The 23,773-nt window shown below is 64.8% G+C and carries 23 protein-coding genes, 1 pseudogene and 1 riboswitch; of the genes and pseudogenes, 3 read left to right on the top strand and 21 right to left on the bottom strand.

Annotation, left to right across the window (positions count from 1 at the left end):
* Nucleotides 1-46 precede the first annotated feature (46 nt).
* The 8 genes from AC2W7L_RS05775 to AC2W7L_RS05740 form a co-directional block, all read right to left on the bottom strand.
* The gene (locus tag AC2W7L_RS05775; RefSeq protein WP_486003661.1) at nucleotides 47-1,561 is read right to left on the bottom strand and encodes a BCCT family transporter; all 1,515 of its coding nucleotides are present in this window, start codon (nucleotides 1,559-1,561) and stop codon (nucleotides 47-49) included.
* A 494-nt stretch (nucleotides 1,562-2,055) separates the two neighbouring features.
* Nucleotides 2,056-2,436 (bottom strand): VOC family protein, encoded by a 381-nt coding sequence (locus AC2W7L_RS05770; protein ID WP_486003660.1) that lies wholly within the window; start codon nucleotides 2,434-2,436, stop codon nucleotides 2,056-2,058.
* Nucleotides 2,437-2,694: 258 nt separating this feature from the next.
* Nucleotides 2,695-3,426 carry a methyltransferase gene (locus AC2W7L_RS05765; protein ID WP_486003659.1) on the bottom strand — a complete coding sequence of 244 codons (732 nt, stop codon included), beginning with the start codon at nucleotides 3,424-3,426 and terminating at the stop codon, nucleotides 2,695-2,697.
* A gap of 38 nt (nucleotides 3,427-3,464) precedes the next feature.
* Nucleotides 3,465-3,875: a hypothetical protein gene (locus tag AC2W7L_RS05760; RefSeq protein WP_486003658.1), complete on the bottom strand. Its 411-nt coding sequence runs from the start codon at nucleotides 3,873-3,875 to the stop codon at nucleotides 3,465-3,467.
* Between the two features lie 164 nt (nucleotides 3,876-4,039).
* Complete coding sequence (locus AC2W7L_RS05755; protein WP_062239666.1) at nucleotides 4,040-4,552, bottom strand: hypothetical protein; 513 nt, start codon at nucleotides 4,550-4,552, stop codon at nucleotides 4,040-4,042.
* Nucleotides 4,553-4,640: 88 nt separating this feature from the next.
* Nucleotides 4,641-5,456 carry a class I SAM-dependent methyltransferase gene (locus AC2W7L_RS05750; RefSeq protein ID WP_486003657.1) on the bottom strand — a complete coding sequence of 272 codons (816 nt, stop codon included), beginning with the start codon at nucleotides 5,454-5,456 and terminating at the stop codon, nucleotides 4,641-4,643.
* A 170-nt stretch (nucleotides 5,457-5,626) separates the two neighbouring features.
* On the bottom strand, nucleotides 5,627-5,983 hold the full coding sequence (locus AC2W7L_RS05745; RefSeq protein WP_062239661.1) for a DoxX family protein: 357 nt from the start codon (nucleotides 5,981-5,983) through the stop codon (nucleotides 5,627-5,629).
* Nucleotides 5,980-6,633: a TetR/AcrR family transcriptional regulator gene (locus AC2W7L_RS05740; protein ID WP_062239658.1), complete on the bottom strand. Its 654-nt coding sequence runs from the start codon at nucleotides 6,631-6,633 to the stop codon at nucleotides 5,980-5,982. Before AC2W7L_RS05740 ends, AC2W7L_RS05745 begins: the two co-directional genes overlap by 4 nt.
* Before the next feature lie 85 nt (nucleotides 6,634-6,718).
* On the opposite strand from AC2W7L_RS05740, the gene AC2W7L_RS05735 reads away from it, so the two are divergent.
* On the top strand, nucleotides 6,719-7,972 hold the full coding sequence (locus tag AC2W7L_RS05735; protein ID WP_062860638.1) for an Nramp family divalent metal transporter: 1,254 nt from the start codon (nucleotides 6,719-6,721) through the stop codon (nucleotides 7,970-7,972).
* Between the two features lie 29 nt (nucleotides 7,973-8,001).
* Here AC2W7L_RS05735 and AC2W7L_RS05730 read toward each other — a convergent pair whose 3' ends face one another.
* The 6 genes from AC2W7L_RS05730 to AC2W7L_RS05705 form a co-directional block, all read right to left on the bottom strand.
* The gene (locus tag AC2W7L_RS05730) at nucleotides 8,002-9,597 is read right to left on the bottom strand and encodes a lipase maturation factor family protein (RefSeq protein ID WP_486003656.1); all 1,596 of its coding nucleotides are present in this window, start codon (nucleotides 9,595-9,597) and stop codon (nucleotides 8,002-8,004) included.
* 3 nt (nucleotides 9,598-9,600) lie between these two features.
* Nucleotides 9,601-10,716: a hypothetical protein gene (locus tag AC2W7L_RS05725; protein WP_486003655.1), complete on the bottom strand. Its 1,116-nt coding sequence runs from the start codon at nucleotides 10,714-10,716 to the stop codon at nucleotides 9,601-9,603.
* A gap of 97 nt (nucleotides 10,717-10,813) precedes the next feature.
* Complete coding sequence (locus AC2W7L_RS05720) at nucleotides 10,814-11,935, bottom strand: hypothetical protein (RefSeq protein WP_486003654.1); 1,122 nt, start codon at nucleotides 11,933-11,935, stop codon at nucleotides 10,814-10,816.
* 206 nt (nucleotides 11,936-12,141) lie between these two features.
* Nucleotides 12,142-12,336 carry a hypothetical protein gene (locus AC2W7L_RS05715; RefSeq protein WP_486003653.1) on the bottom strand — a complete coding sequence of 65 codons (195 nt, stop codon included), beginning with the start codon at nucleotides 12,334-12,336 and terminating at the stop codon, nucleotides 12,142-12,144.
* Nucleotides 12,327-14,399: a BCCT family transporter gene (locus AC2W7L_RS05710; RefSeq protein WP_486003652.1), complete on the bottom strand. Its 2,073-nt coding sequence runs from the start codon at nucleotides 14,397-14,399 to the stop codon at nucleotides 12,327-12,329. The genes AC2W7L_RS05715 and AC2W7L_RS05710 overlap by 10 nt, the downstream gene beginning before the upstream one ends.
* Before the next feature lie 183 nt (nucleotides 14,400-14,582).
* Complete coding sequence (locus AC2W7L_RS05705) at nucleotides 14,583-14,795, bottom strand: hypothetical protein (RefSeq protein ID WP_486003651.1); 213 nt, start codon at nucleotides 14,793-14,795, stop codon at nucleotides 14,583-14,585.
* Nucleotides 14,796-15,261: 466 nt separating this feature from the next.
* Here AC2W7L_RS05705 and AC2W7L_RS05700 point away from each other — a divergent pair, with 466 nt between their 5' ends.
* Nucleotides 15,262-15,930 carry a metal-dependent transcriptional regulator gene (locus AC2W7L_RS05700; protein ID WP_486003650.1) on the top strand — a complete coding sequence of 223 codons (669 nt, stop codon included), beginning with the start codon at nucleotides 15,262-15,264 and terminating at the stop codon, nucleotides 15,928-15,930.
* Nucleotides 15,931-15,966: 36 nt separating this feature from the next.
* On the opposite strand, the gene AC2W7L_RS05695 is transcribed toward AC2W7L_RS05700, so the two are convergent.
* From AC2W7L_RS05695 to AC2W7L_RS05665, 7 genes and pseudogenes are all read right to left on the bottom strand, one after another.
* Complete coding sequence (locus AC2W7L_RS05695) at nucleotides 15,967-16,479, bottom strand: hypothetical protein (RefSeq protein WP_486003649.1); 513 nt, start codon at nucleotides 16,477-16,479, stop codon at nucleotides 15,967-15,969.
* A gap of 43 nt (nucleotides 16,480-16,522) precedes the next feature.
* A riboswitch (SAM riboswitch) is annotated at nucleotides 16,523-16,633 on the bottom strand.
* Between the two features lie 74 nt (nucleotides 16,634-16,707).
* A complete protein-coding gene (locus AC2W7L_RS05690) occupies nucleotides 16,708-16,917 on the bottom strand; it encodes a hypothetical protein (RefSeq protein WP_486003648.1) in 210 nt (69 codons plus the stop codon).
* Between the two features lie 436 nt (nucleotides 16,918-17,353).
* Nucleotides 17,354-18,085 (bottom strand): annotated as a pseudogene (gene erm, locus AC2W7L_RS05685) (23S ribosomal RNA methyltransferase Erm); the annotation flags it as partial.
* A 540-nt stretch (nucleotides 18,086-18,625) separates the two neighbouring features.
* Nucleotides 18,626-20,128, bottom strand: a complete 1,503-nt coding sequence (locus tag AC2W7L_RS05680) for an inorganic phosphate transporter (RefSeq protein ID WP_486003647.1) — start codon at nucleotides 20,126-20,128, stop codon at nucleotides 18,626-18,628.
* A gap of 356 nt (nucleotides 20,129-20,484) precedes the next feature.
* Nucleotides 20,485-21,081 carry an HdeD family acid-resistance protein gene (locus AC2W7L_RS05675; RefSeq protein WP_486003646.1) on the bottom strand — a complete coding sequence of 199 codons (597 nt, stop codon included), beginning with the start codon at nucleotides 21,079-21,081 and terminating at the stop codon, nucleotides 20,485-20,487.
* A gap of 252 nt (nucleotides 21,082-21,333) precedes the next feature.
* Nucleotides 21,334-22,116 carry a glutamate racemase gene (locus AC2W7L_RS05670; protein WP_486003645.1) on the bottom strand — a complete coding sequence of 261 codons (783 nt, stop codon included), beginning with the start codon at nucleotides 22,114-22,116 and terminating at the stop codon, nucleotides 21,334-21,336.
* Nucleotides 22,113-22,790 carry an HAD domain-containing protein gene (locus tag AC2W7L_RS05665; protein WP_486003644.1) on the bottom strand — a complete coding sequence of 226 codons (678 nt, stop codon included), beginning with the start codon at nucleotides 22,788-22,790 and terminating at the stop codon, nucleotides 22,113-22,115. The genes AC2W7L_RS05670 and AC2W7L_RS05665 overlap by 4 nt, the downstream gene beginning before the upstream one ends.
* A gap of 133 nt (nucleotides 22,791-22,923) precedes the next feature.
* Between AC2W7L_RS05665 and AC2W7L_RS05660 the strand changes: the two genes are divergently transcribed.
* A complete protein-coding gene (locus AC2W7L_RS05660) occupies nucleotides 22,924-23,685 on the top strand; it encodes an AraC family transcriptional regulator (RefSeq protein WP_486003643.1) in 762 nt (253 codons plus the stop codon).
* Nucleotides 23,686-23,773 lie beyond the last annotated feature (88 nt).

Below are 23,773 nucleotides of genomic sequence, written 5' to 3'. Positions count from 1 at the left end.
TGTCCGGTCCGCTTGCGCCGACTTTTCGGCGCGGTCGGGCCGAGCGTCAGAGCCCGAGGACTCGTCGCTCGCGCGCGACCTCCTCGACGATCTGGTGATCGCTGCGCAGCTCCTTGATCAGCGCGATGCCGAGGACGACCACGATGACGGTGAACGGAACCGCTGAGAGCATCGCCGCCTGCTGCAGGGCCTGCAGTCCACCGACGAGGAGTAGGACGACCGCGCAGCCTCCGGTGAGGAAGCCCCAGGTCGCGATCACGGGACGTCGGGGAGCGAACGTCCCGTGTGAGGACAGCGAGCTGAGCACGAAGGTATTCGAGTCTGCGGAGGAGACGAAGAACAGGGTGACCATGATGATCGTGAAGACCGAGGCGAGCATGGACAGCGGCAGCTGATCGAGGAGGCTGAAGAACGCGGTGTCGAGGTTGTCCTGAGTGGCGTCACCGATTCGGGCCCCGTCCATGTCGAACTTGATCGCCGAACCGCCCATGACGGTGAACCAGATGAAGAACACGGCGCTGGGAACGAGAAGGACTCCGGAGACGAATTCCCGGATGGTCCGGCCCTTCGAGATCTTGGCCAGGAAGATGCCGACGAAGGCGCTCCAGGACAGCCACCACGCCATCATGAAGTAGGTCCAGCCGAGCATCCATTCGCTGTCTTCGGCATTCGTGGGTGTCATGAAGCTGAGTTCGATGAAGTCTCCGGCGAAGGCTCCGACGGACCGGACGAACAGGTTGGAGACGAAGCCGCTGGGTCCGGTGATGAAGACGAAGAGCCCCAGCAGAGTCGCCATGGTCAGCGTGATCTGCGAGATGTACTTGATGCCTCGGCTCACTCCGGTCAGTGCCGAACCGGTGAAGAGGAGGGTGAGCACAGTGATGACGATGATCTGCATGACGATGGTGGATTCCACGCCGAGGACGGTGTTGAGTCCCTCTCCGATCTGCGAGGCGCCGAGCCCCAGGGACGTCGTCGTCCCGAAGAGTGTGGCGATGATGGTGAGGATGTCGATGACGTTGCCGACCCAGCCGTCGACGAAGCGGCCGAGGACGGGGCGCAGCATCGTGGATACGAGTGCCGGTCGGCCCTTTCTGTGGGTGGAGTAGCCGATCGCCAGTCCGAAGACGCCGAAGATCGCCCAGGCTTGGAAGCCCCAGTCGAGATAGGAGAACTGCATCGCGCGAATCGCCGCGTCCATGGTCTCCGGCTCGGCCAGTTCGTGGGGTGGGGTCATGAAGTGCGACATCGGTTCGGCCACTCCGTAGCTGACCAGGCCGATTCCCATCACAGCTGCGAGGATCATCGCGAGCCAGGTGATCGTGCGGTATTCGGGACGCGAGTCCTGCGAGCCGAGGCGGAGGCGACCGAATCGACTGGCGGCGAACCACACGAGCATCGCGATCGCGGCGAACGGAACGACGAGGTAGATCCAGCCGAATCCGGTGGACACCGTCGTCATGGCTCGCGTCATGAGGTCAGAGAGCGCATCGGGTGCGATTGTCGCCCACACCATGAAGGCGATGACGACGGCGACCGAGCATACAAAGACTTTCCCCACTCGGTTGGAGTGTGGGGCTGCATCGGGTGCCGTAGGGGAGTCGGCCGCATCAAGTGCGGATCCGGCCCCGCCGGCAGGGGGAGGGTCGTCTGACCCGCTCGAGGAAGCGGACGCGGTTGAGCGGTCGGAACCGCCTGCAGTGCCGCTTGCGGGTTCGGGGGTGGGTGAGTTCAGCATCGTCATCGTGGTCTCCGGACTCGTAGCCGCCTCGGTGGCGGGCATGAGCAATCGCCGGTTCAGCGGGTGGGATCGGGCAGATTACACAACAGGCCCCGCGAACTGGGTCGTTCGTGGGGCCGTGCGACTGACGAGTCTATGCGCTCGCCGCCGAATCGCCACATGTATGAGCGCGGAAACAGCAGAGTGTGAGTCTTCTCGCGGTGGAGTACTGGCGCTGCCGGGCCCCGCCGACCGCTCGAATTGTCGTCGCTGTGCCGAGTTATGCGGCGAGCGGTGGACGCTGGCTCGATCGGTCGGCGAGGGGCAGCCGCTGCTCAGAGGTATGGACGAGTGATGAGCTCGAGATACATTCCCGACGGGTCGAGGAAGTAGACACCGCGACCCCCGTGCTCGGTGTTCGTCTCCTGCGGGCGAGTGCGCTGTGGGTCCGCCCAGTAGTCAAGCTCGCGCTGTTTCAGCAGGTCAAGGGCTCGACCGAAGTGGTCGTCCGAGCAGAGGAAGGCCATGTGCACGGGCAGGATGTCGTACTCAGGCGGGGGAGAGGCGAACTGGAGCATGACCCCGCCGGAGAGCATGATGTTGGCGAACGGTCCCCAGGACTGGGTGTGCTCGGCTTCGAGAATATCGACATAGAACTGCGCCGAGGCGGCTGGATCGGCTGCGGCGACGATGGTGTGGTTGAAGGTTGCTGACATGATGAAGTCCCTTTTCGGATGGAGGGTGGTTCGCTGATAGCCCGAGATGTTTTCGGGCATGGTGAACTGAGAATTGAGAAATGACTTCATCATGAGGAGGACCGCGAGCAGAACGCTCGTGACCTCTGCGGCTCAACCGTCGACCGGGTTACCGATCCGTGAGCGGCTATATGCCTGTCCGGTCATCGGCAACGAGCCTACAACCTGCGGGCTCGAAGCGATACCGTTTTTGCAGAATCCAGCGACGAGCAGGCGCGCTCACCGCCTCTGGAGCAGGACCGCGACCTCGAGATGCTTCGTGTGCGGGAACATGTCGAAGATCCGTGCCTGAGCCACTTCATATGCGGGCATCCGCGCGAGATCCTTCGCCAGAGAGACGGGATTGCAGCTCGAATAGACGATGTGCTCGACGCCGGAATTCTCCAGGGCCGCCGACAGACGTGCACCGATCCCTCGCCGAGGCGGGTTGACGATCACGCAGTCCGGTCGTTCGACGCCGGTTGATGCCGCCAAGTTCTCCTCAGCGAACTCCGTGGCATCGCCGGCGAGGAAGCGAGCGTCGATGCCGAGCTCGGCCGCGCTGACCTTCGCGGACTCGATCGCCTGCTCACTGACCTCTACTCCGGTGCCCCGACGGGACGGGCCCGCACAGTAGAGCGCGAACCCGCCGACACCGCAGTAGAGATCCCACAGGTTCGACGCTTCCACCGCATCCACCCACTCAGACACTTGGTTGTAGAGACCGACGGCGACAGCGGTATTGGTCTGGAAGAAACTCTGCGGCCGCAGATGCAGATCGACCCGATCAAGGTTCATCCGCAGCGATTCCCCGCGGAGCATTTCCTCGCGGCTGCCTTCGAGCACGGCCTTGTGCTCGGGCAGCAGATTCACCGACACCACGGACGCATCGGGGACGAGTTCAAAGAATGATTCCTTCCGCGACCGCAGCACATCGAGACCGTGCTGAGTGCGGACGACGAACCGGATCATCAGCTCACCCGACGGCGCCGCCGTGACATGGACGAACTTCAGCTCCCCACGGCGAGCAGAGACATCGTAGGGCTCGAGCCGGTGCCATCGAGGAAGTCCGCAAGCACCGGAATCACCGCACGGATCGCCGGGGCCTGAATTCCACAATCACGCAGATCGACCCCGTGGAACTCCTGATCGAGGATGCCCAAGGTGACGTGCCTGGCCGACCCGCCGACGGCGAGCTTCGCCCGATTTCTGAAATCCCGTGCCCCGCCGGCGAAGGTCGGCAGCCAAATCCGGGGCGCTGCCTCGGCGAGGGTCTCCCGGCACCAGGACTCCTTATCCGTGATCTGCTGCCCATAAGGCGTCTCGATGAGCGCGCAGGAACGGCATTCCCCGCGCTCGAAATACCCGCAGTGCAGGCGCCCATGATCCGCCGAGGCGGGGGTCAGCGGCAAGGTCGTCATCCCCTCATTCTATTCCGCGATCGGCTCCGGAATATCGTTGACCCGGATCGTCTGGCACCGTAGAAGAAGTCGGACAGATCGCCGAAAAACGGGATGGGCGTCGAGAAACGCACGCGCACACCCGTGCCTCGACGCTCAGCCCGTTTTTCGGCGGAGCCGGGAGATCAGGCGGCGATGAAGGCGAGGGCGACGAATGTGCCGAACGAGACGAACGGGGCGATCGCTGCAATCGCGATGGCGATGATGCCGGGTGTTCGGCCCCGCCCGGTGACCGCGGCCGTGATGCCGAGGATGATGCCTGTGAGACCTAAGCAAGTGCACAGGCCCTGAACTCCGACGAGAACGGTCGCCAGGGTCTGATACCAATCCGGTGTGTCCGTGAAGTAGTAGCCGGACGCGGCCTCGGACGGCCCGACGGTCACGCCCAGGATCACCGAGGCGGCCAGGCTCAGGGCCATGGCGACGATCGAGAGCGCCACGGCCACCTTGCCCAGCGTCGGCGACTTCACCGAGGCGGCGCCATCCATTCGAGTGTTGACGCCGTTGTGCGCATCAGCCAGATCGTCGGGCCGCGGCGAGGCATAGACGGGATGGACGGGAGGGGCTGGGACTCGGGGCTGCTGTGCCGCGAGCTCATCGTCGGTGGGCTGGGGGTACGAGAAGTCCGTCGAAGTCATGCTTCGACGCTATCGACGCAGAAAGGCGGCGCCCCACCCTGCTATCCCAAGAGTGGGGTCGGGAAAACCACCCTGCAGGCAGCGCGAGTCAGGGCTTGTGGGCGACGATGAGGAATCTCTTCTGGGTGACGGTGATCGGCTCACTCGATTCGGCCAGGCGTCTGAGGACATCGAGGTTGGACCTGACGGCGAACCCGGGAACGTCCCACGGAATATAGGCGAGGTACTCGATGACCGCCTCGACGTCGGTGAAGCGCATCGTGCCCTGCCATTTGCGAGCCGCCTCGATCGACAGACCCTGATTCTCGGCGTCGCTGACGCACGGCTCGAGCTGCTGGTGCAGATCGCCCATCCCGCCGCCGAAGAGGTCGCGGAACTCCTGCGCCTCCGTGCCGTCGACCTGCTGGGTGAGGAACAGCCCGCCCGGGGAGAGGACACGGGCCACTTCGGCAAGGTCATAGCTTTCGTGTCGATTCATCACGAGGTCGAACTCACCGTCGCCCCACGGCATCTCCGGATGATGATCACTGTCGTACCGGGTGACCTCGACGCCATAGTCCTGCAGCGTCGAGGCGGCCAGGGGAACATTGGGCTCCCACCCTTCGGCCGCGGAGATCGTCGGCGACGGTTCGCCGGGAGGCCTGGCCTCGTCGAGCCGATCGATGAGTTCGCTGAGGCGCTCGCCGCCTCCCGTGCCCATGTCGAGGCATCTGCTCGACTCGGCCATCGCATCGAGGCAGATCTGATCGAAGTTCCACGGCGGATCATCGGCGACGAGGCGGCCGGCCAGTGGGGAGAAATCCCACCCGGTCATCGCCGCCGTCTCATGGATCCAGGCCCATCGCTCGTGGCGTTCATGGGGAGTCTCGTCGCGCGTGCGACTGCTGTCGGCATATTCGGGCATGTCCACACTCCTCTGCCGGGTGGCTCGGCACCATCACCGAGCAGGTCAGCAATTCTGCCGGACGGCTCAGCGCCGAAGGAGGCACCGGTGCCGTACTTCGACTCTAGGCCAAAACGGGATCGAGGTGCGGGATGTGGGAGAAGAATTCTCCGGACTGAGACATGGGATATTCAGAGGAAGCAGAACACGAGCACCGCGATGCAGACGACGAGCATTCCCAGACAATTGAGCCAGAAATCCCGACCGACATACCTCGCTCGCAGGTGAGCGGCAGCGGCGCAGAGGAAGTAGACGACGAGGCCCGCCGCGGCCGCCGCGCCGAGCCCGGGAATCCAGATCCCCGTCACCAGTCCTGCCGCGGCGAGGAACTTCACGACGGCGAGTACCCACCACCACTCCCGCGGGAAGCCGACGCCGTCGAGGCAGGCGGCGATCGCCCGCGGGGGACGGAAGGTGAGCAGGCCGTCACCGAAGACGATGACCGCGAGGACGACGACCGGCCAGACCGGTTCGGGCAGGAGCGTCACAGCGAGCTCCTCACCCGCGTGTGGAAGACGATGCTCGCGAGCATCGCCTCGACTGCGTCGTCAAGACTCATCGTCGTCGCCGCCCACCGGAACAGGATGCCCAGGTAGGAGTCGTAGAGTGCCGCGGCACTGGCCCGCGCGTGGTCCTCATTGATCCCGATCGAGACCAGTGACTCGCTCAGGCGGCTCTGCAGGTCCACGGCGAGAGCGTTGAACACCTCCGGCTCGCCCTTGACTCGCATCATCGCCGCCGCATAGTCGCGGGACAGGTCCTCGTGTTCGGCGAAGAATTCGAGGAAGGGCAGGAAGAGTTCGAGCAGGTGACGTTGCACCGCCGAGGATGGTCGGGGCGGTCCCGTTGTCGCGCCGGTGTCCGTTCCCCGACGGGACAGGCTCGCTCGTCGCGTTGGTGGTGTGTACGTCCCGTTCTGCAGCTGGCCGATCCACCTGTCGAAGCAGCGGACGAGGATGACGTCCTTGTCGCCGACCGACATCACTCGGCCCACTGACACCTCGGCGGCCTTGGCGATCGCCCGGATGGTCGTGGCCTTGAAGCCATGCTTGAGGAACAGTTCGGCGGCGGCACCGATGATCCGATCCTCGGTCTTCTGGCGCTTTCCCGACCTCGATTGAACGTGTTCACTGACCATGCTCGAACCCTAAGCCCTTCCGTGTTCACTTTCCAGACCCGGTGTCGTGTTGCCCCCAACGGGAAAGTTAATGTACCTTAACTTTATGAACATCGATTCCTCATCGGTGCGCACCCGCGAACGTGGGCGGAAGAAGATCTCCACGGCAGTGCTCCTCGGCCCAGCCTTCGTCGCGGCCATCGCGTATGTTGATCCGGGCAACGTCGCGGCCAATCTCACCGCGGGTGCGGAGTACGGATATCTCCTCGTCTGGGTGCTCGTGGCTGCGAACCTCATCGCCGTTCTCGTCCAGTACCTGTCCTCGAAGCTCGGACTCGTCTCCGGGCAGTCGCTGCCGAGTCTGCTCGGTGATCGCCTCCGCAAGCGAAGCCGACTCGCGTACTGGGGGCAGGCCGAGGTCGTCGCCATCGCCACCGACCTCGCCGAAGTCATCGGCGGCGCGATCGCACTGAAGATCCTCTTCGACTTACCGCTCCTCCTCGGGGGTGTCATCGTCGGCGTGGTGTCGCTGTTCCTGCTCTCGATCCAATCCACCCGCGGTCAGCGTCCCTTCGAGTTCGTCATCATCGGCTTCCTGGTCATCATCGCCATCGGCTTTCTAGCAGGCCTGTTCGTCGGGGATGTGAATTGGGGGCAAGCCGCAGGTGGAATCGTGCCTCGGCTCGAGGGCACGAACTCCGTGGTCCTAGCCGCGAGCATGCTCGGCGCCACCGTCATGCCCCATGCGATCTACCTCCACTCAGCGCTGTCGGTCGACCGGCATCGCGACAATGCGACCGCTACGACTGGGCAGCTGCTGCGCGCCAGCCGCTGGGACGTCGTCCTCTCCCTCGTCGTCGCCGGTTCCGTGAATATCGCGATGCTGCTGCTGGCTGCCGCGGCACTGCGCGGCCAGACCGGCACCGACACCATCGAAGGTGCGCACGCGGTCGTCACGGCCAACCTCGGCGAGGTCGTCGGCCTCTTCTTCGGCATCGGACTCCTCGCCTCGGGGCTGGCTTCGAGCGCCGTCGGATCCTATGCGGGCGCGTCGATCATGCAGGGCCTGCTGCGCGTGAACTTTCCGATCGTGTGGCAGCGCGCGTTCACGATGATCCCGGCACTCGTCGTCCTCGCCATCGGAGTCGACCCCACCTGGGCGCTCGTGCTCAGCCAGGTCGTGCTCAGCCTCGGCATCCCGTTCGCGATGATTCCCCTGGTCAGGCTCACGAACAGTCGCCGGGTGATGGGCGAATTCGCGAACGCGCGATGGATCACGATCATCGCGGCGGCCGCCTCGGCGCTCATCATCGCACTCAACGTCGTCCTCATCGTTCTGTTGGCTCTCGGGGTGGAGTGACCCTCGCCGAGGCGGCCGTGCACTGCCGCTCAGCCCTGACGCAGGTCAATCGGACGGATGAGGATCCGCGGGTCCGAGCGCACCCACCACGGCTTCGGTTCTCCTGCAGCTTTCGCGGCGCGGCGCTCGGCGCGGGTGGCATAGCGAAAGGTGAAGACGCGGACGCGGACGAGGTCCGGCGTTCGCCCGTCGAAGGGGTCGGGACCCATGAGGCGGCGGATCTGCGGGTCTCCGGAGCCGATCTTGCGCACGAGCTCGGTGAACCAGGTCTGCCGGTAGTCGCCGAGACCGGCGAACCACATGAGCCAGTCGAGCCGCAGGTGATAAGGCGCGATGATAGGACCGCGCCGGTGCACGTCACCGGGTTTGCCCTTGAACGCATACTCCCGCCAACCGGCGTCCGGGTCACCAGCGTCGGAGTCGGTGCTGTCGTCGCCGGAGCCAGAGCCGGCACCGGAGTCATCGATCCACCCCTCGATGATGATCTCGTTGCGGGTCTCGGTCATCGACCCGAATGCACCATAGGCGTTGCCGAGCCCGAGTCGATTGAAGCTCGCGTTCATCAGCTGATTAGGTGAGAACAGGTTCCGCACAGCCGGCACATTCAGCCACACCTGCCACGCGACGAACACGAGGACGACGATCAGCCACCAGAGCGGCAGGGCCTCGACCGGTGCAGCGGCAGCGGCGGGGTCGATCACCTCGGTGCCGGTGTGATCGGTGAAGAATGCGGTCACGGAGTTCCAACCCCAGCTGGGGAAGGGGCCGCCGACGATCCACCGGAAGAACGTGTCGCTGATTCCGGAGCATGCGAGCAGGATCGTCGCCCAGTTCAGCCACGCATAGTTGCCGCTGACCACGAGCGCGAGCTGGGTGATGATGATGGCAACGGCGGCGAACGACGCGATCGGCTGAGGCAGGAACAGCAGCCATGGAGCGGCGAGCTGGACGATGTGGCTGCCCAGGGTCTCACCCTTGTGCCACCAGCCGGGCATGAGGTGGGCGCGGCGGCTCAGCGGGTTCGGCATCGGCTGCGTCTGATGGTGATAGTCCATGGCGGTGAGGTCACGCCAGGAAGAGTCCCCGCGCATCTTGATCATTCCGGCACCGAATTCGATGCGGATGACGAACCAGCGCAGCAGCAGGATCATCGCCCACGTCGGGGCCACCTCGTGAGAGCCGAGGAATCCGATGAGGAACCCTGCCTCGAGCAGCAGCGATTCCCAGCCGAAGCCGTAGAAGCGCTGCCCGATCGACACGATCGAGAAGTACAGCGCCCACACGCCTAAGAACACCGGGATCGGCATCCATGCCGGTCCGGCCTGAGGCAGACCGATGATCGCCGAGGCGGCCAGGACCATTCCGATCACGCAGACGAGGCGCAGCCGTCGGTCCGAATACGAGAACCGCTTCCACCGGAAGAGACTCGGTGCCTGCCGGGCCGAGGTCAGAGCGATGAAGCGCGGGGCGGGGGTGAGTCCCCGCTCGCCGAGGAGTGCAGGGAACTGGTTGAACGTGGAGGCGAAGGCGATGAGGAAGAGCACGCCGAAGCCGCGTTGGATGATCTCACGGGAGATCGTGTAGTCGCCGGCGGTGAGCAGAGCGACCACCTGGCTGAGTTCCATGGCTTAAGTCTCCTCCTCCTGCGGCAGACGTCCCGTCGTGGCCAGAGCGGTCAGTGCTTCGGCGAACGTGTCTGCCTCGCTCGGGTCCCCGCCGACGAGTTCCATGTCCGGACGGTCCCGGAAGTGCACCGAGGTGGTGTGTCCGGCTGGGCGGAACTTGGTGCTGGCTCCGCGCAGCTGTCCGGGATGTGCCTGGTCGAGGATGCGGACCGGGCCCGGTCGGGCGGACCCGGTTCCGGTGCCGGTGGGTGCGGCCAGGAGGAGTCGCTGGTTCGTGGCGGCGCGAATCTGCCCGGTCGGGTTCTCCCTATCGGCGAAGTGGAGCATGAGGTTCTCACTTGGGGCGAGAGTCATCAGCAGAGACTGCAGTCGAGCCTCGTGGGCCGCATCGATCCTGTTGGTGACGCGTGCTCGGGCGACGGCGAACAGGCGGGCCGGGATCAGTGCGACCGTTGTGATGATGAGGCAGATGGCGGCCACTGCCAGCCCTGCCGGCGGTGACATCGTGAGGATGTTCGATGCCACGACGCCGATGGTGATGGCCAGGATGGCGATGAGCACAGAGACGATGAGGAAGACCGCCCAGAGCGTGCGGTGGAAGGCATCGGCGATCGCTCCGAGTGCGAGGCTGAAGTTGGCGGTGGCCCACAGTCCGAAGAGCAGGGCGAAGGCCGGCAGAGGCGATGCGGTGAGGTCGCCCCAGACGGTGCCCGGAGCTCCGGAGTCCTTCGCGAAGGCGTGCCAGATGAAGGTGGCGATGACTCCGCAGACGGCCCACACCGGTCCGACGGCGAACACCCGAGGCCAGGGGTTCCGGACGAAGGCAGTGGGCGGCTGTCTGCGTTTCGCCCCATGGGGATCCTCGGCTTGCTGCGCACGGGCGGCACTGCTGCCGGCAGGCGGTCTGTCCTCGTAGAAGGCGAAAGCGGCGATGGCGGAGAAGAAGAACAGGACCAGTATCCCGATGCTCGGCGCCTGTTCCGGGTTGATGCCTCTGAGTACGTGATTGCGGAGCGGGTTGATGCCGGCATTGGCGAGGAAGAAGGCAATCGAGGCGAAGACTGCGAACCCGATCCCGAACACGAGCGTCGTGCTCCTGGAGCGTCTGTCCCTATTCATACCTCCATCCTCGCAGGAACTCTGCGAGTCCGCGGCGCTGCGATGTTGCGGATCCGTTGCGTCGGGGTCAGCGTTATGTCTGAACGTGCCCCTCTGGTCAGCGGGGAAGACGACCCGTCCGAGCAAGGACGGTGATCGCCTCGGCGAAGCGACCGGATGCCTCCGCAGTTCCGCCTGGAACGCTCATCGGCTGCCGGTCGTTGAACAGCACCGTAGTGATCACATGGTTGCTACGCAGCTCCGATGCGCCGCCGCTCAGTTGGCCGGGCTCGGCCTGTTCGAGGACGAACGTGCGCCCCGGCGTAATGATCGAGGCACGGAAGATCCGCCGGTCGGTCAACACGAGCATCTGCGGGTCGGTGGTGTTGCCGTTCGAATGGGCGTCCAACGCCTTTCCGAGGTAGCTGGTCAGAACCCGCTCGCCGGGCTGGAGGGCGTCTGCGGGCGGTTGGGTGGACCGGCCGGGACCTCGCCGACTGCCGGCAGATGGCTGTTCGCCGGAGTCGTAACGGTCGACTCGTCTGATCGCCCACCATCTGAGCGGGATGAGCAGAGCAGTCGAGACGATCAGACAGACCACACCCAGCGGAAACGCAATGATCGTCGGAAGTGTGGCGAGTCCGAAGTAGCCGAAGAGACCGGCCGTCAGACACCCCAGGCCGAGCCCGCAGATGAGAACCGTGAGCGAGGCCGAGCGGCGATCCCGGCTGAACGCTTCGGCCAGTGACGACCAGGCGAAGGCCATGTTCGCCGTCGCCCAGCAGAGGAACACGATCGACAGGGCGGACAGCGGGTTGCCGGTGAGGTCTCCCCAGACAGATCCCGGAACACCTGGATCCGCGGAATACGTATGCCCGATGAACAGTGCCACCAAAGAGCAGACCGCCCAGATAGGTCCGACGAGGAGAACCCGCGACAGCGGAGCACGGACGAACTGGGTGACCGACTTCGGCTGCCGTGGAGTGTGCGGATTCGCCTCGGCGCTGTCGGAATGATCGTCCCCGCTGAGGATGGCCATCGCCGCGATTGCGACAGAATGTACGGCGAGGAGGATTCCGAAGATCACGGACGGCGCCAAGTACGGGTCGCCGCCGAATTCGTCGGGACTGTGCTTCGATGCGACTCCCGCATTCGTCGAGGTGAAGGCGGCAAGTGAGATTCCGGCGATGAGCAGTCCGAAGAGGACGATCATGCCGATGGTCGGGCCCCTGAACTTCATGATTCGATTGTGTCACCACCGCGGTCGGCACCGATGGTGTGCTGGTAGCGGTCCTGACACATTCGAGCGGTCCCCGCTCAGATTCCCCGTCACGACACAGAAGGAGCGGTGACCGTATCGGTCACCGCTCCTTCGATCGCTGTGCTCACCCCGTCACCGAGGCTGCTGTGCACGGGTGGGCACGGCCGCTCGGCGAGGGGCTCAGTTCAGTGCTTCGGTTCTTCGAGCTCCTCGACGTCGTCGGCAGCTGTGGGCACCGCCGGAATCGAATCCGTGGTCGGCGGCGTGGGAGGGGTGACGACCGACTGGTAGGAGTGCTCGTGCGAATAGGCGAGGAACGACAGGTGGTTCTCGTACCGGTCGAGCACGTCGTCGATGATCTGCTGCGAACTCAGACCCATGAGGTCGTAGCCTTCCGAACCGGTCTGGGTGAAGACCTCGATGCGGAGGTACTTGTCGTCTCCGCGGGGAGCGTTGCGGGCACCGAACGACGGCACATTCGCTTCGACGGCCGCGGCTCGTAGTGGAAGTCGCGTTGCTCGCCCATGTCGACATTGAGCGTGTTCGTCGTGATGCCGGTGTCCTCGTCCATGGTCTGGAGGTGCTCGACGGTGTAGCCGAGTTCGCGGAACTCCTTGGCCACGGCGTCCAGGGACGGCCCGACCACCTCGGCGACGAAGCGTTCGACGGATTTCTTCGTGGGGTAGGACCGCAGGGTCGCCAGACGCTGACGCCAGGTCTTCTCCGGGGCGCGCCCACCATGAGCGGCAGTGGTGCGGCGACGACGGATCCGCCCCTCACGCTCGGCGCGCTCCATGCGCAGCACTTTCGAGAACGAGGCCATGACGAGGTAGGCGATGATCGTCACCGGCAGGGCGAAGATCAGGGTCGCGTACTCCATCGTCGTCACGCCGCCGGCGACGAGCATGGCGATCGTGAGCACTGCGGTCACCAGCGCCCAGAAGATGCGCAGCCACTTCTTGCCGTCCTCTTCCGGATTCGGAATGGAGGAGGAGAAGTTCGACATCACCATGGCACCGGAGTTCGCGCTCGTGAGGTAGAACAGCAGACCCGACAGCGTGGCCAGGCCGATGAGGAAAGTCGCTCCCGGGAACATCTCGAGCAGGTCGTACCAGCCCTGTTCCGGAGAGGCGATGGCCGTCTTCGCGAACTCATCGTTGCCGTTGAACACCTCGGACAGAGCCGAGTTGCCGAAGATCGTGACGATGATGAAGTCACAGAGCACGGGAGCAGTGATCGCTGCGATGACGAACTCACGCAGGGTGCGGCCGCGGGAGATGCGGGCGAGGAACAGTCCGACGAAGGGACCCCAAGCGAGCCAGAAGGCCCAGAAGAAGAGGGTCCAGCCGCCCATCCATTCGGAGCCGCCGTCGACATAGGCGAAGGTCTGCAGGGTGCGTTCGGGCAGGGTGAAGATGAAGCGGCCGATGTTCTCGACCATGGCGTTGAGCAGGAACGCGGTCTTGCCGGTGACGAGGATGTAGAGCATCATCGCCGCGCACGACCAGAGGTTGAGCTCGGAGACGAGACGGATGCCCTTGTCCACGCCCGACGTGCATGCGGCGACGGTCATGACGACTGCCACGATGACGAGCGCGATCTGCAGAGCCAGTCCGGTTTCGAGACCGAAGAGAGTGGCGAACCCGACGTTGAGCAGGACGACGCCGATGCCCATCGAGGTGGCCACGCCGAAGACGGTGCCGACGAGGGCGAAGATGTCGATGACATCACCGGTGGCACCGCGCACGCGCTTGCCCAGCAGCGGGTAAAGGACCGCGCGGATCGACAGGGGCATACCCCAGCGATAGGCGAAGTAGCCCATGGCCATGCCCAGCAGCGAGTACATCGACCAGCCGGCGATGCCGTAGTGGAACATCGTCCACACGACGGCGTCCTGAGCGGCCGCCGCCGATTCGGGGGAGGCATTGACCGGGTGGAGATACTGGGTGATCGGTCCGGTCACCGAGTAGAAGAGCATGTCGATGCCGACGCCTGCGGCGAAGAGCATCGCGACCCAAGTGAAGAGGTTGTACTGCGGACGGGAGTGGTCCGGGCCGAGCCTGACGCCGCCTTCCTTGGACAGCGCCACCCAGAGGACGAAGCCGATGACGACGGTGACGGTGACGACATAGAACCAACCGAGGTTCTCTGCGATCCAGTCCACGACAGTCTTCATGGTCGACTGAGCCGAGTCGGGCATCATCATCGCCCACACGGAGAATGCGAGGATGATGAGAGAGGCGACGATGAAGACTCGCCAGTTGACCCGGGAGCCGCGTTGGTCGGAGAGCTCCTCAGGGCCTTTGCTCATCTCCGTGCTGTCGATCGGAGCGCGCTTCTCGGGGTCGATGTCCCTGCTGATTCGCGTCGCACGGTCGGTGCCGCCGAATCGCTCACGTTCGACGACTGGGCGCTTCAACTTCTCTTCGTTCGGATCCTGCACGCATCGACCTCCGGTAGACAAAAAGGGACAGGGCCCGAAATGGGCCCGATCCATTCTATGAGTGGAGGTTTCTCACAAATTCATCACCCCCTCTTCTGAGGTAGCAGACTAAGGGGCAGGGCCGACCAAATTAAGGCTCCGATCAGGCGGGGAACGGGGCTGTTCAGGTTCGGGAGACGGCGCTCAAGTCCGTGAGCGGGAAACCACCTCGGTGAAGGTGTCGACGAAGTGCTGCGCCTCGGCGGGGGTGGTCTCCTCCAACCGCATCGACGATCCGACGTGCAGCTCCACGGTCACCGTGGCCCGTCCACGGGATTCCTCGGCGCGGACATCAGCTGCCTGCCGAAGCGTCGCTTCCGAGAGCTGGGCGATGGAACCCTGAGCGTCGGTGCGCACCGCATGATCCGCGCGTTGGTGAGGATGAGCAGATCGGTGTCGAACGGCGGCAGGCTCCGCAGCCGCGCGTATTCGATCTCGCCGGGACGGAACAGGCCGCGTGCAGTGAGCCGCTCTGCTCGCGGACGCGGGCTGTCCGGGGCGGTGGGTCCCCGCTGGGCTGCTGAGCGAGAGTCCGTTCTGCGGGTCCTCGCCCAGCGGCGGAACGCACGGAACGGCAACCAGCCGTCCTCGGCAGGAGAAGGGCCGTCGGGGACGGCGGGCCGCACTGACTCCGGTCGGTCGGCGTCCTCGGCTGGGCGAACCGGGTCGGAGGGGAGGGAATGGGAGGTCATGAATGTGATTCTGGCAGGGCCGCCTCGGCGATGGGATGGGTCGATCGTAATCGTTTGGGAACATCTGTGCCCGATCGCTCACTTCGGGTGAAGTTTCGGGTGGGCCGATGCGTCCATGGGATACTGGGGGCATGCGTGCAGGTGAAGTCTCCGAGGTCAGTCAGGACTACCTCAAGGCCATCTGGTCGGCTCAGGAATGGGGCGGGGAACCGATGACGGCCACCGAGCTCGCGAAGCGGTTCGGAACGACGAAGGCCAATGTCACCGAGGTGCTCAAACGACTCGACGAACTCGGTCTCATCACACGCGTGCCCTACCGTCCGCCCGTGCTCACCGAGCAGGGCAAGGCGATCGCCCTGTCGATGGTGCGCAGGCACAGGCTCATCGAAACGTTCCTCGTGAAGTCGCTCGGGTACGGCTGGGACGAGGTCCACGATGAGGCCGAGATCCTCGAGCACGCCGCCTCGGATCGGCTTATCGACCGCATCGACGCGTTCCTCGGCCACCCGGCGTCCGACCCGCACGGCGATCCCATCCCGGGTGCCGATGGTGCCGTCGATTCCCATACTCCGACCCTCCTCGCCGAGGCGGCCGTCGGGTCCTATGCGGTGCTGAGGGTTTCCGACGCCGATCCTGTTGTTCTGGGCAAGCTCGCCGCGGCGGGTGTGCTTCCCGATGTCGCGCTCGACGTCGTCGATCGCACCGATGACGCGGTGACCGTGGACATCGGCGGGAGGCGGGAGACGATCGCTGCCGCGCTCGCCGCGGCCGTGTATCTGGATGCGGCCGCAGCGAGGTGACGGGGCGAACCGGAATCTCGCCTTCGTCGCGCGGGGTCAGGCACTCTCGCCTTCGCCGCGTGTGCGCGGGCGGGGGAACTTCGGTTCGGCACGCAGCAGGGTCAGTGCTGTGGCCGCGTGGGCGTCGAAGCCTTCGGCGAGGAAGAGCTTCGGCCAGTCGCCCCAGAGTTCTGATTCATAGGGGGTGCCGGGCAGGTAGGTTCCGTACGTGTTCCGTCGATGCCACGGGTGGGACCGGAATGCCGTCTTCGGAATGGTTCGCAGGGTTTCGAACAGGGTCTGATAGAGCACCGGTGTGAAGCCATCACTGCGCGCGGCATCGGCCGTGCTCACCCAACCCGGTCCGGTAATCGGGATGCCCCGTTTGATCGCCGAGCTCATCTGGGCTTTGATGCCGGCACGCTGCGGGTCGGGGGAGTGGTGGAGGAGCACTTTCGACCAGTGCAGGGCCTCGTCGGGGTCGAATCCCGGCCACTGTTCAGCGGCCCTGCGACGGTTCTCGGCGTCGTTGTGGGAGTCGGCGGAGTCGTTGTCGAAGTCTGCGGACATGGCACACCGTCCTTCTCGGGCGCGCTTCGGCAGCGCTGACCCGGATCGAAGCTTGCCCGGGCTGGCTGCCCGGGCCCGTTCTTCCCCTGGGGCACCCGGTCGATGACGGGTTGCCGTGTGGCCGGCCAGGTACCGATGGCCACAACTCGCGAACGTGTTATCAGTGTAGCGAGAGGGTCTGACATGACCTGTGTGGTGGCGATTTCTGCGGGTGCGCCGCGGAGGAATCTAGACGAGTCCTTCCTCGTCGGCGTCGGCGGCCGATGCCCAGAATCGGGGGTCGTGGTCCTCGACTGTTTCTCCGCAGTCGACACAGGTGCGGAATTCGATGGTTCCGTCGGCGTTGAGTCGACCCGGTGTCAGGCTGCTGCTCTCTTCGCAGCCGGGACACCATCCGTTGATGAAGCGTCTGATATGAGTGCCGTGGTTCTTGTCCATTCCGGCTGACCTCTCGACCGAATGAGCGCTCGCTGTTTTCAGTCTACGAGCGCCGGCACCCGGCGAAGATGAACTTCCGGAGGAGATGGCCGCGCCCCGGTCCGACGGGGAAACGTCGGACCGGGGCGCTGGAGACTCACCTGCGTGGCAGGTTCCACCTCGGCTGGGGCTGCTGCGGTTTCTGATGCTGATTCATGAAACCACGCTCGGCCTGCAGATGACCCTTGTCATGGCTCTTCGCCTTGGGGTCGGCGCCCGGGATGGAGGCCTGGAGCTTCTCGGTCGCCTTCTGGGCGCCGACGATGGGCATCTCCCCGGTGATCAACGGTGTCTGCGGGGCCGCCTCGGTGATGGGGTTCTGTTTGGGTGCTTTGCTGTTTCGCATGGTCTTTCCGTTCTTCGCATCCTTGTGATCTGTTTCGGCGGCCAGTTCGGTGAACAGTCCGGTCCACTGGTCGGGGGTGAGGTCTTTGGGCAAGATGTCTCCTCTGATGTCGTTGCGGTCCATGGTCGATTGCAGAGTGCGATGATCGGTGATGCTCATCTTCGAGAGGATTCCTTTCATTCCTCGCCCGCGACCGGTGAAGACCGAACGGACGAACTGTTGATAATCGGATCGAGCCTTGGTCGGGATCGATCCGGTGGGACAGCGATCGATGGTGAGGATGCCGCCATCGACGCTGGGCTTCGGGGTGAACGCATCGGCGGGGACGCGTGTGACGAGGCGGAAGTCGAACCACGGGGCCCATTGCGCGGTCATCATGGTCGACCCGCCGATTCCTGCGCGTTTGCGGGCCACCTCCCATTGAGTGAGCAGGATCGCCCGCTGCCAGCGTCCGGAACGCAGCAGCTTGCGGAGGATGGGGGTGGTGAGATGGAACGGCAGATTGCCGACGATGACCGGCCGGTTGAGCCGGGTGGTCAGAATGTCGGCGTGCCGGACCTCGGCCCGCGGGTACGTGTCTTCAAGGTGATCCAACCTCGTTTCGTCGATCTCGACGAGAGTGAGCTCTCGTCCGAGCCGGTAGAGCTCGTCGGTGACTGCTCCATCGCCGGGACCGATCTCCATGATCGGTCCGGAGGTGGAACGAGCCAGGCTCGCAATCGTGTCGATAGCGGTGGGTGAGCGCAGAAAGTTCTGGCCGAGTTCATGCCGCCCGCCGTGCATCGACCGTGAGGTCGAACGCGGATGTGTCGAACGGTTTCGTGAGTTCTGGGGTCGCAATGGGATGTGCTCCAAAAAGATGATGGAGGCACCCGAGGCAGCGCAATGGTGGTGAGTCAGATCGATTCGCGATGACCTGCACGATCGCAGTGATCGACGTGGTCAGTGAACCGGAATGGGATCAGCCGATTGCCGCATCGCCCGGATGCCGAGGGCTCTCCGGGAGGACAACGCGCTTGCGGAGGAGATCAGGGTGACCGTAGTCGGTCAGCCGATCGCAGAAGAATTCGTCCGGCGCGCTGTCAGGCGCTGCGGAGACGAATGTAGAAGCAAGACGCAGTCACTGCGCTGCTGTTCAATGTTCCCATGCCGATCAAGATAGCACAGGGAGCTTTGCCGAGACCAGAGTTCGGACGAAAATCGCCCCACCGACTTCGCGTGGAAGTCGGCGGGGGCGGAAGGTCGGATCCGTTCGGAATGATGTCTCGAACTGATGTCTCGAACGTGATCCGGTGAACACCTGTGGGCGTTCGTGTCAGCGGGTCAGCCCATCAGGGTGCGCAGAGCGATGACGCCGACCGAACCGATGACAGCGGCGGCCGGAAGGGTGATGATCCACGCCAGCGCGATCGGCTTCATGAGCTTCCAGTTCGCCGAGCGGTTGACCAGTCCGACACCGATGATCGCACCGATGAGGATGTGCGTCGACGACACCGGCAGGCCACTCACCGAGGCGGCCATGACGATTCCCGCAGCCGCGAGCTCGGCGGCGAAGCCGGAAGCCGGGTGGATTTCGGTGAGGTTCGTGCCGACGGTCGCGATGACCTTGCGGCCGATGAACCAGAGACCGACGATGAGAGCGATGCCGCAGGTGAGCATGGCCGCGAACGGCACGGTCGCCTCGCCGCTGATGCTGCCGGTGCGGAGCACATCGAGGACGGCGGCGAAGGGGCCGACGGCGTTGGCGATGTCGTTCGAGCCGTGGCTGAAGGCGAACGCGGAGGCCGTGAACACCTGCATCCAGGAGAACAGGATGTAGGTTGCGCGGGGAACCGTCTGCTTGCGCAGGGTCTTGGCGAAGACGAACACAGCCAGCCACACGGTCGCGCCGATCATCGCCATGATGAGCAGACCGCCGACGGTGGACACGCTCATGTCGAGGTTCTTCAGACCCTTGAACAGCAGCATCGCGGTGATGATGACCGCACCGACGGCGGCGATGACGGGAACCCACCGCTGCAGAGCGGAATGGGTGCCGATCGATCCTCCGTCGGTGGGGGCATCCTCGGTGGCGGCGTCGATCTGTGCGTCGACGGATCCCTCAGCAGCGGAGACCGGAGCGAGCATGTGCGGCTTGAGTGTGTGCGACAGCGTCTTGCCGAGTACGTACTTCTTGATCACGCCGTAGATGACGAAAGCCGCGAGTCCGCCGAGGGCGGGGGACAGCACCCAGGAGATCGCGATCTGACCGACCTCGGACCACTGCACCATGGCGAGTCCGCCGCTGCCGGTGACGAAGCCGATCGTCAGAGACGCGCCGATGATGCCGCCGATGATCGAGTGCGTTGTCGACACCGGCCAGCCCATCCGAGTCGCCACGAGCAGCCACACGGCCGCGCCGAGGAGGGCCGCCATCATGATGAACGCGAAGTCCATCGGATTGATCGCCACTCCGCTGAGGTCGACGATGCCGCTCTTGACCGTATCGGTGACGTCACCGCCGGCCAGCAGGGCGCCGCTGACCTCGAAGATCGCGGCCACCAGCAGCGCCTGCTTCATCGTCAGGGTGCCGGCGCCGACCGAAGTGCCGAAGGCGTTGGCGACGTCGTTGCCGCCGATGTTGAAGGCCATGAAGGCACCGAAGATGACCGTGGTGATGAGCACCATGCGGGGTGCGTCCCGGCCCACGAAGTCGAAGGACCACAGGGTGAAGGCGATGAGGGTGATCGCCAGCAGTCCACCGAAGGCCAGATGCCAGAGGCGGTCGTTGCTGCGGCCGACGGCAGGCGGCGGAGTGTGGCGCTCCGGGGCCAGAACCTGGGTCATTCGTTCTCCTAGCGGGATTCAGTCGATGAGGCGGTGTCTGTCTGCCTCCATGATTCGCAGGTCGAATGACCGCCAGGTTACGGCGAAAGTGAATAGACGGTTAACTCCGATCCCGAGCCTCACGAAATGCTCATGCACAATCGGTAGGTTTTGCCGTGTGTTCACGCGATGTTCCAGGTCAAGTGCTATATCGGCGGGCCCATCCGGAAGGTGGCACAAGGGTGTGCTGGGGACCAAGATTCGCTGTGTGACAATGACCACTGCAGCCCGAAACGTGGGTAAGACTGAGCCCGGATCCGCATCTGCGCGGAACCGGGCTCAAATGAAGTGGGAGAAGCTCGCCGAGGCGGCTGGAATCAGTCGATGATCTCCCCGCGGATGACATCGCCGCCGCCATCGTCGGGACCATTGCGATGCGGATCGGCCCTCATCTGCCGGTCGACCTTGCGCAGGCGACGGCCGAGGGTGATGAGGGCGATGCCGACGAGGATGATGAAACCGGCGAGGGTGAAGATCAGCGCGGTCACTCCGGCGCCCGGTGCGAAGAGGAAGAAGCCGCCGAGGATGATGCCGAGGACGCCGATGACGGTGAGCGCCCACCAGGTCCTGACGCCCAACCGACGGATGAAGAAGGACATGGTGAGCGCGAGGAAGCTGAAGAAGATGATTGCGAATCCAGTCAGCACCGTGACCATGGAGGCGAACAGCATCGGGGTGAAGAAGATGAGCGCGCCGAGGAGGATGAGCAGAACCGCGCGGGTGACCATGCTGCCGGTGCGGCCTCCCCGCGGTGCGAACACGAGGGAGGAGACGGCGATGACGGCGAGCCAGCAGGCGAAGATCCGCACCACTACCTCGGCGGAGGTGCCTGGCCAGACCATCATCAGCGCACCCATCACGAGGGCGATGACGCCGTTGACGATGACTGTTCTTCCCGTGCGCTTGAGGTCCATGCGCACAGCCTAGTCCTCGGGTTTGGGCAGACGCTGAAGACGTCAGGCGTGCCCGAGGCGCGCCTCCTGATCGGCGGAGGCGGACCGTGCGGTCGAATCCGAGGTGGTCCGCTCTCCGAGTGCCACAAGTGCGGCGAGGATACTGAGCGCCAACATGTCGAATCGCCTCCTTTGACGATTGACTGTCTGGTCCATTTTACGCCTGCGCGGCGCGGAAAGACCCGGCTCGGAGGGAATGTGGAGGGTGCGTACTCAGGCCTCGCGGGCGAGCAGTCGTTTGCCTGCCGGATAGGCGTCCAGGGCCTGGGGGAGGCTGACGCGTCGGCCCGACGCGAAGGTTGCGAGCACGCGTCCGGTGCCGTGCTGATCCTCGCCGACTCCGGCGGGTTCGAGGCCGATGCGGCGCAGGGTCTGTTTGGCCACCGGCATGGGGGAGTCGAAGACGGTGAGGGCTCCGGCTCGGGCGGCCATGATTCGGTCGGCGACGAGTCCGTAGTGGGTGCAGCCGAGCACCACGGTCTCCATTCCCGGTCCCATCTGGGTGAAGGCATCCTCGATGGCGGTGTCGATCTTGTTCAGATCGGCGACGTTGATGGCCTCGGCCAGTCCCGGGCAGGCGATCTTGGCCACGTGCAGGTCGGCGGCGAAGGAGTCGATGAGGTTCTGCTGATACTCGCTGCCCGTGGTCGCCGGCGTCGCCCAGATTGCGAAGTCCTGGCCGGTGCCGGCGGCCATCTTCACCGCAGGGACGGTGCCGATGATGGGGATGGTCGGTTCGTAGCGGGCGCGAACGGCTTCAAGGGCCTGCACCGAGGCGGTGTTGCAGGCGATGACGATGGCGTCGGGTTCCCATTCGGCGAGCACCCCGGCCGACTGCAGGGCCCGCTGTTCGAGGGTGTCGGTGCTCAGGCTGCCGTAGGGGGTGAAGTCCGGATCCATCGCGAGGACGAGGTCGGCGTCGGGGGCGAGGTTGAACAGTGCGTCGGCGGTGCCGAGGAGTCCGAGTCCGGAATCGAGCAGGCCGATGCGCGTCATGAAGTTCCCTTCGGGTCGGATGTCGTCGAGTGGTTGGTTTTCGACTTGGTGGTCGTCGGGTCGCCTGATGCCATGTGGCCGGTTTTCGAGTCGCCAGACTTTGCAACGCCGGTCTTCGGGTAGGCGAACTCCCGGATCTCCTTGAGATGGGCCTTCGTCAGGCCGTGGGAGAAGTCCGGGGCGATGAGTTTGAGGCGGTTAGACGAGTAGTTCTCGAGGAAGTACTCGCGGGTGGCAGGCCACGCCAGGTCGTCATCGATCCAGATCGCGCGCCCGTGTTCGTGCGTGGCCAGCCAGTCCTCCATGGCACGGGCCTTCCACCACTGCTGCGGATCGTGAGCGAAGCGATTGTGGGTCTCATCGGGCATTTCGATGACGTCGAAGGAATTGCGCAGACCGAACTTCGGTTCGAGTTCGGACTTGCACCGCTGCGACCAGGTCGAGAGCCACACGACATCGACCTCGTGGGTCTCGACGATGCGGTCGAAGAATTCGACGACGGACGGCCGGTAATGGAGTTCGTAGTGCCACGCGTGCAGCTTCTTCCGCCCCTCGGCCATGCCGCGCAGCTTTGGCACAGGGTAGGAATTGAGGACGCCATCGACATCGAGGAAGACAGTGACATGGCGAGCCTGCCTGCGCGCCGATACCGGCACCGAGGATGCTGCAGCCATCATTCCTTCCCGTGAGCTTGGGCGTTCGACCCTCTATCGGGCCATTCGCGCGTTATTCTGGGGGCAGATCGCGCCGCTCGCACCAGATGAACACAGACGAGTTTACCGCCGAGAGCGTCAGGAGGCCGAGTCCGTGTACCGCGAAACCCGGATCCCACGCCTGCGGGCGAGCCTGTGGGTTTCGGTTCCCGAAAAGGTGCCTTCCCTCGCCGAGGCGGCAGACCCTGATCGTGGGAACACTGCCGCCGGTCTGGCTTCCGGGCCGACTGTCGCACCTGCCGCGGCTCCCTCGCTCATCGTTCCCGACGGGTGCATGGACCTCATCGTCATCGACAACCGGATCCTTATCGCCGGCGCCGATTCCACGGCCCGGATGTTCCACGGTTCGGCTGCACCGACGGTGGGCCTGCGATTCGACTCCGGCGTGCTTGCGCAGCTGTTGACCACCTCGGCGGGGGAGCTTGCCGATCGGGTGACGCCCCTCGACGCTGTCATCGGCGGCAGCCATGCCGGTGGCGGGAAAGTCGGTGAGGGCGGGGTCGCCTTGGTGACGGGATCTGCCCGGGTGCTGCTTGATACGGCTGGCGGTCTGATGGATCGGGCGGTGCTGGACCTGCGGCCGATGGCTCTGGCAGGCGCCTTGGGCGTGCGCGCGAATTCGCCGGCGCAGACCGTCACCGAGGCGGCCGCACAGTTCGCGTATTCACCGCGGCAGCTGCGCCGGCTGAGCGCGGAGTGGTTCGGCTACGGACCCAAGCACTTGGCGAAGATCCTGCGCTGGCAGGCCGCACGAGACCTCATCGATTCGGGACGCTCGCGCACCGCGGCAGCGGCCGAAGTCGGGTACGCCGATGCCGCACACCTGCGGCGGGATGAGCGCTCGCTCATCGGATGAGGGCGCACCCGGCGTTCGTTCCGCAAGTTGGTCCCCACCCAGAACTACCCGACGGCGGCTCAGCAACCTGGCGCCAGGTTGCTGAGCC

The organism is Brevibacterium sp. LAARM3_SD1 (assembly GCF_057364765.1).
This window is presented reverse-complemented; position numbering and strand designations above follow the sequence as displayed.

Bases quoted from the DNA above. Each gene is read 5' to 3' on its own strand.
- AC2W7L_RS05680 (WP_486003647.1), bottom strand. From the start codon at position 20,128: ATGACCCAGGTTCTGGCCCCGGAGCGCCACACTCCGCCGCCTGCCGTC.
- AC2W7L_RS05740 (WP_062239658.1), bottom strand. From the start codon at position 6,633: ATGGTCAGTGAACACGTTCAATCGAGGTCGGGAAAGCGCCAGAAGACC.
- AC2W7L_RS05735 (WP_062860638.1), top strand. From the start codon at position 6,719: ATGAACATCGATTCCTCATCGGTGCGCACCCGCGAACGTGGGCGGAAG.
- AC2W7L_RS05665 (WP_486003644.1), bottom strand. From the start codon at position 22,790: ATGGCTGCAGCATCCTCGGTGCCGGTATCGGCGCGCAGGCAGGCTCGC.
- AC2W7L_RS05695 (WP_486003649.1), bottom strand. From the start codon at position 16,479: ATGTCCGCAGACTTCGACAACGACTCCGCCGACTCCCACAACGACGCC.
- AC2W7L_RS05755 (WP_062239666.1), bottom strand. From the start codon at position 4,552: ATGACTTCGACGGACTTCTCGTACCCCCAGCCCACCGACGATGAGCTC.
- AC2W7L_RS05770 (WP_486003660.1), bottom strand. From the start codon at position 2,436: ATGTCAGCAACCTTCAACCACACCATCGTCGCCGCAGCCGATCCAGCC.
- AC2W7L_RS05715 (WP_486003653.1), bottom strand. From the start codon at position 12,336: ATGGGTCTGAGTTCGCAGCAGATCATCGACGACGTGCTCGACCGGTAC.
- AC2W7L_RS05760 (WP_486003658.1), bottom strand. From the start codon at position 3,875: ATGACGACCTTGCCGCTGACCCCCGCCTCGGCGGATCATGGGCGCCTG.
- AC2W7L_RS05750 (WP_486003657.1), bottom strand. From the start codon at position 5,456: ATGCCCGAATATGCCGACAGCAGTCGCACGCGCGACGAGACTCCCCAT.
- AC2W7L_RS05725 (WP_486003655.1), bottom strand. From the start codon at position 10,716: ATGAATAGGGACAGACGCTCCAGGAGCACGACGCTCGTGTTCGGGATC.
- AC2W7L_RS05700 (WP_486003650.1), top strand. From the start codon at position 15,262: ATGCGTGCAGGTGAAGTCTCCGAGGTCAGTCAGGACTACCTCAAGGCC.
- AC2W7L_RS05765 (WP_486003659.1), bottom strand. From the start codon at position 3,426: ATGATCCGGTTCGTCGTCCGCACTCAGCACGGTCTCGATGTGCTGCGG.
- AC2W7L_RS05690 (WP_486003648.1), bottom strand. From the start codon at position 16,917: ATGGACAAGAACCACGGCACTCATATCAGACGCTTCATCAACGGATGG.
- AC2W7L_RS05675 (WP_486003646.1), bottom strand. From the start codon at position 21,081: ATGGACCTCAAGCGCACGGGAAGAACAGTCATCGTCAACGGCGTCATC.
- AC2W7L_RS05670 (WP_486003645.1), bottom strand. From the start codon at position 22,116: ATGACGCGCATCGGCCTGCTCGATTCCGGACTCGGACTCCTCGGCACC.
- AC2W7L_RS05730 (WP_486003656.1), bottom strand. From the start codon at position 9,597: ATGGAACTCAGCCAGGTGGTCGCTCTGCTCACCGCCGGCGACTACACG.
- AC2W7L_RS05720 (WP_486003654.1), bottom strand. From the start codon at position 11,935: ATGAAGTTCAGGGGCCCGACCATCGGCATGATCGTCCTCTTCGGACTG.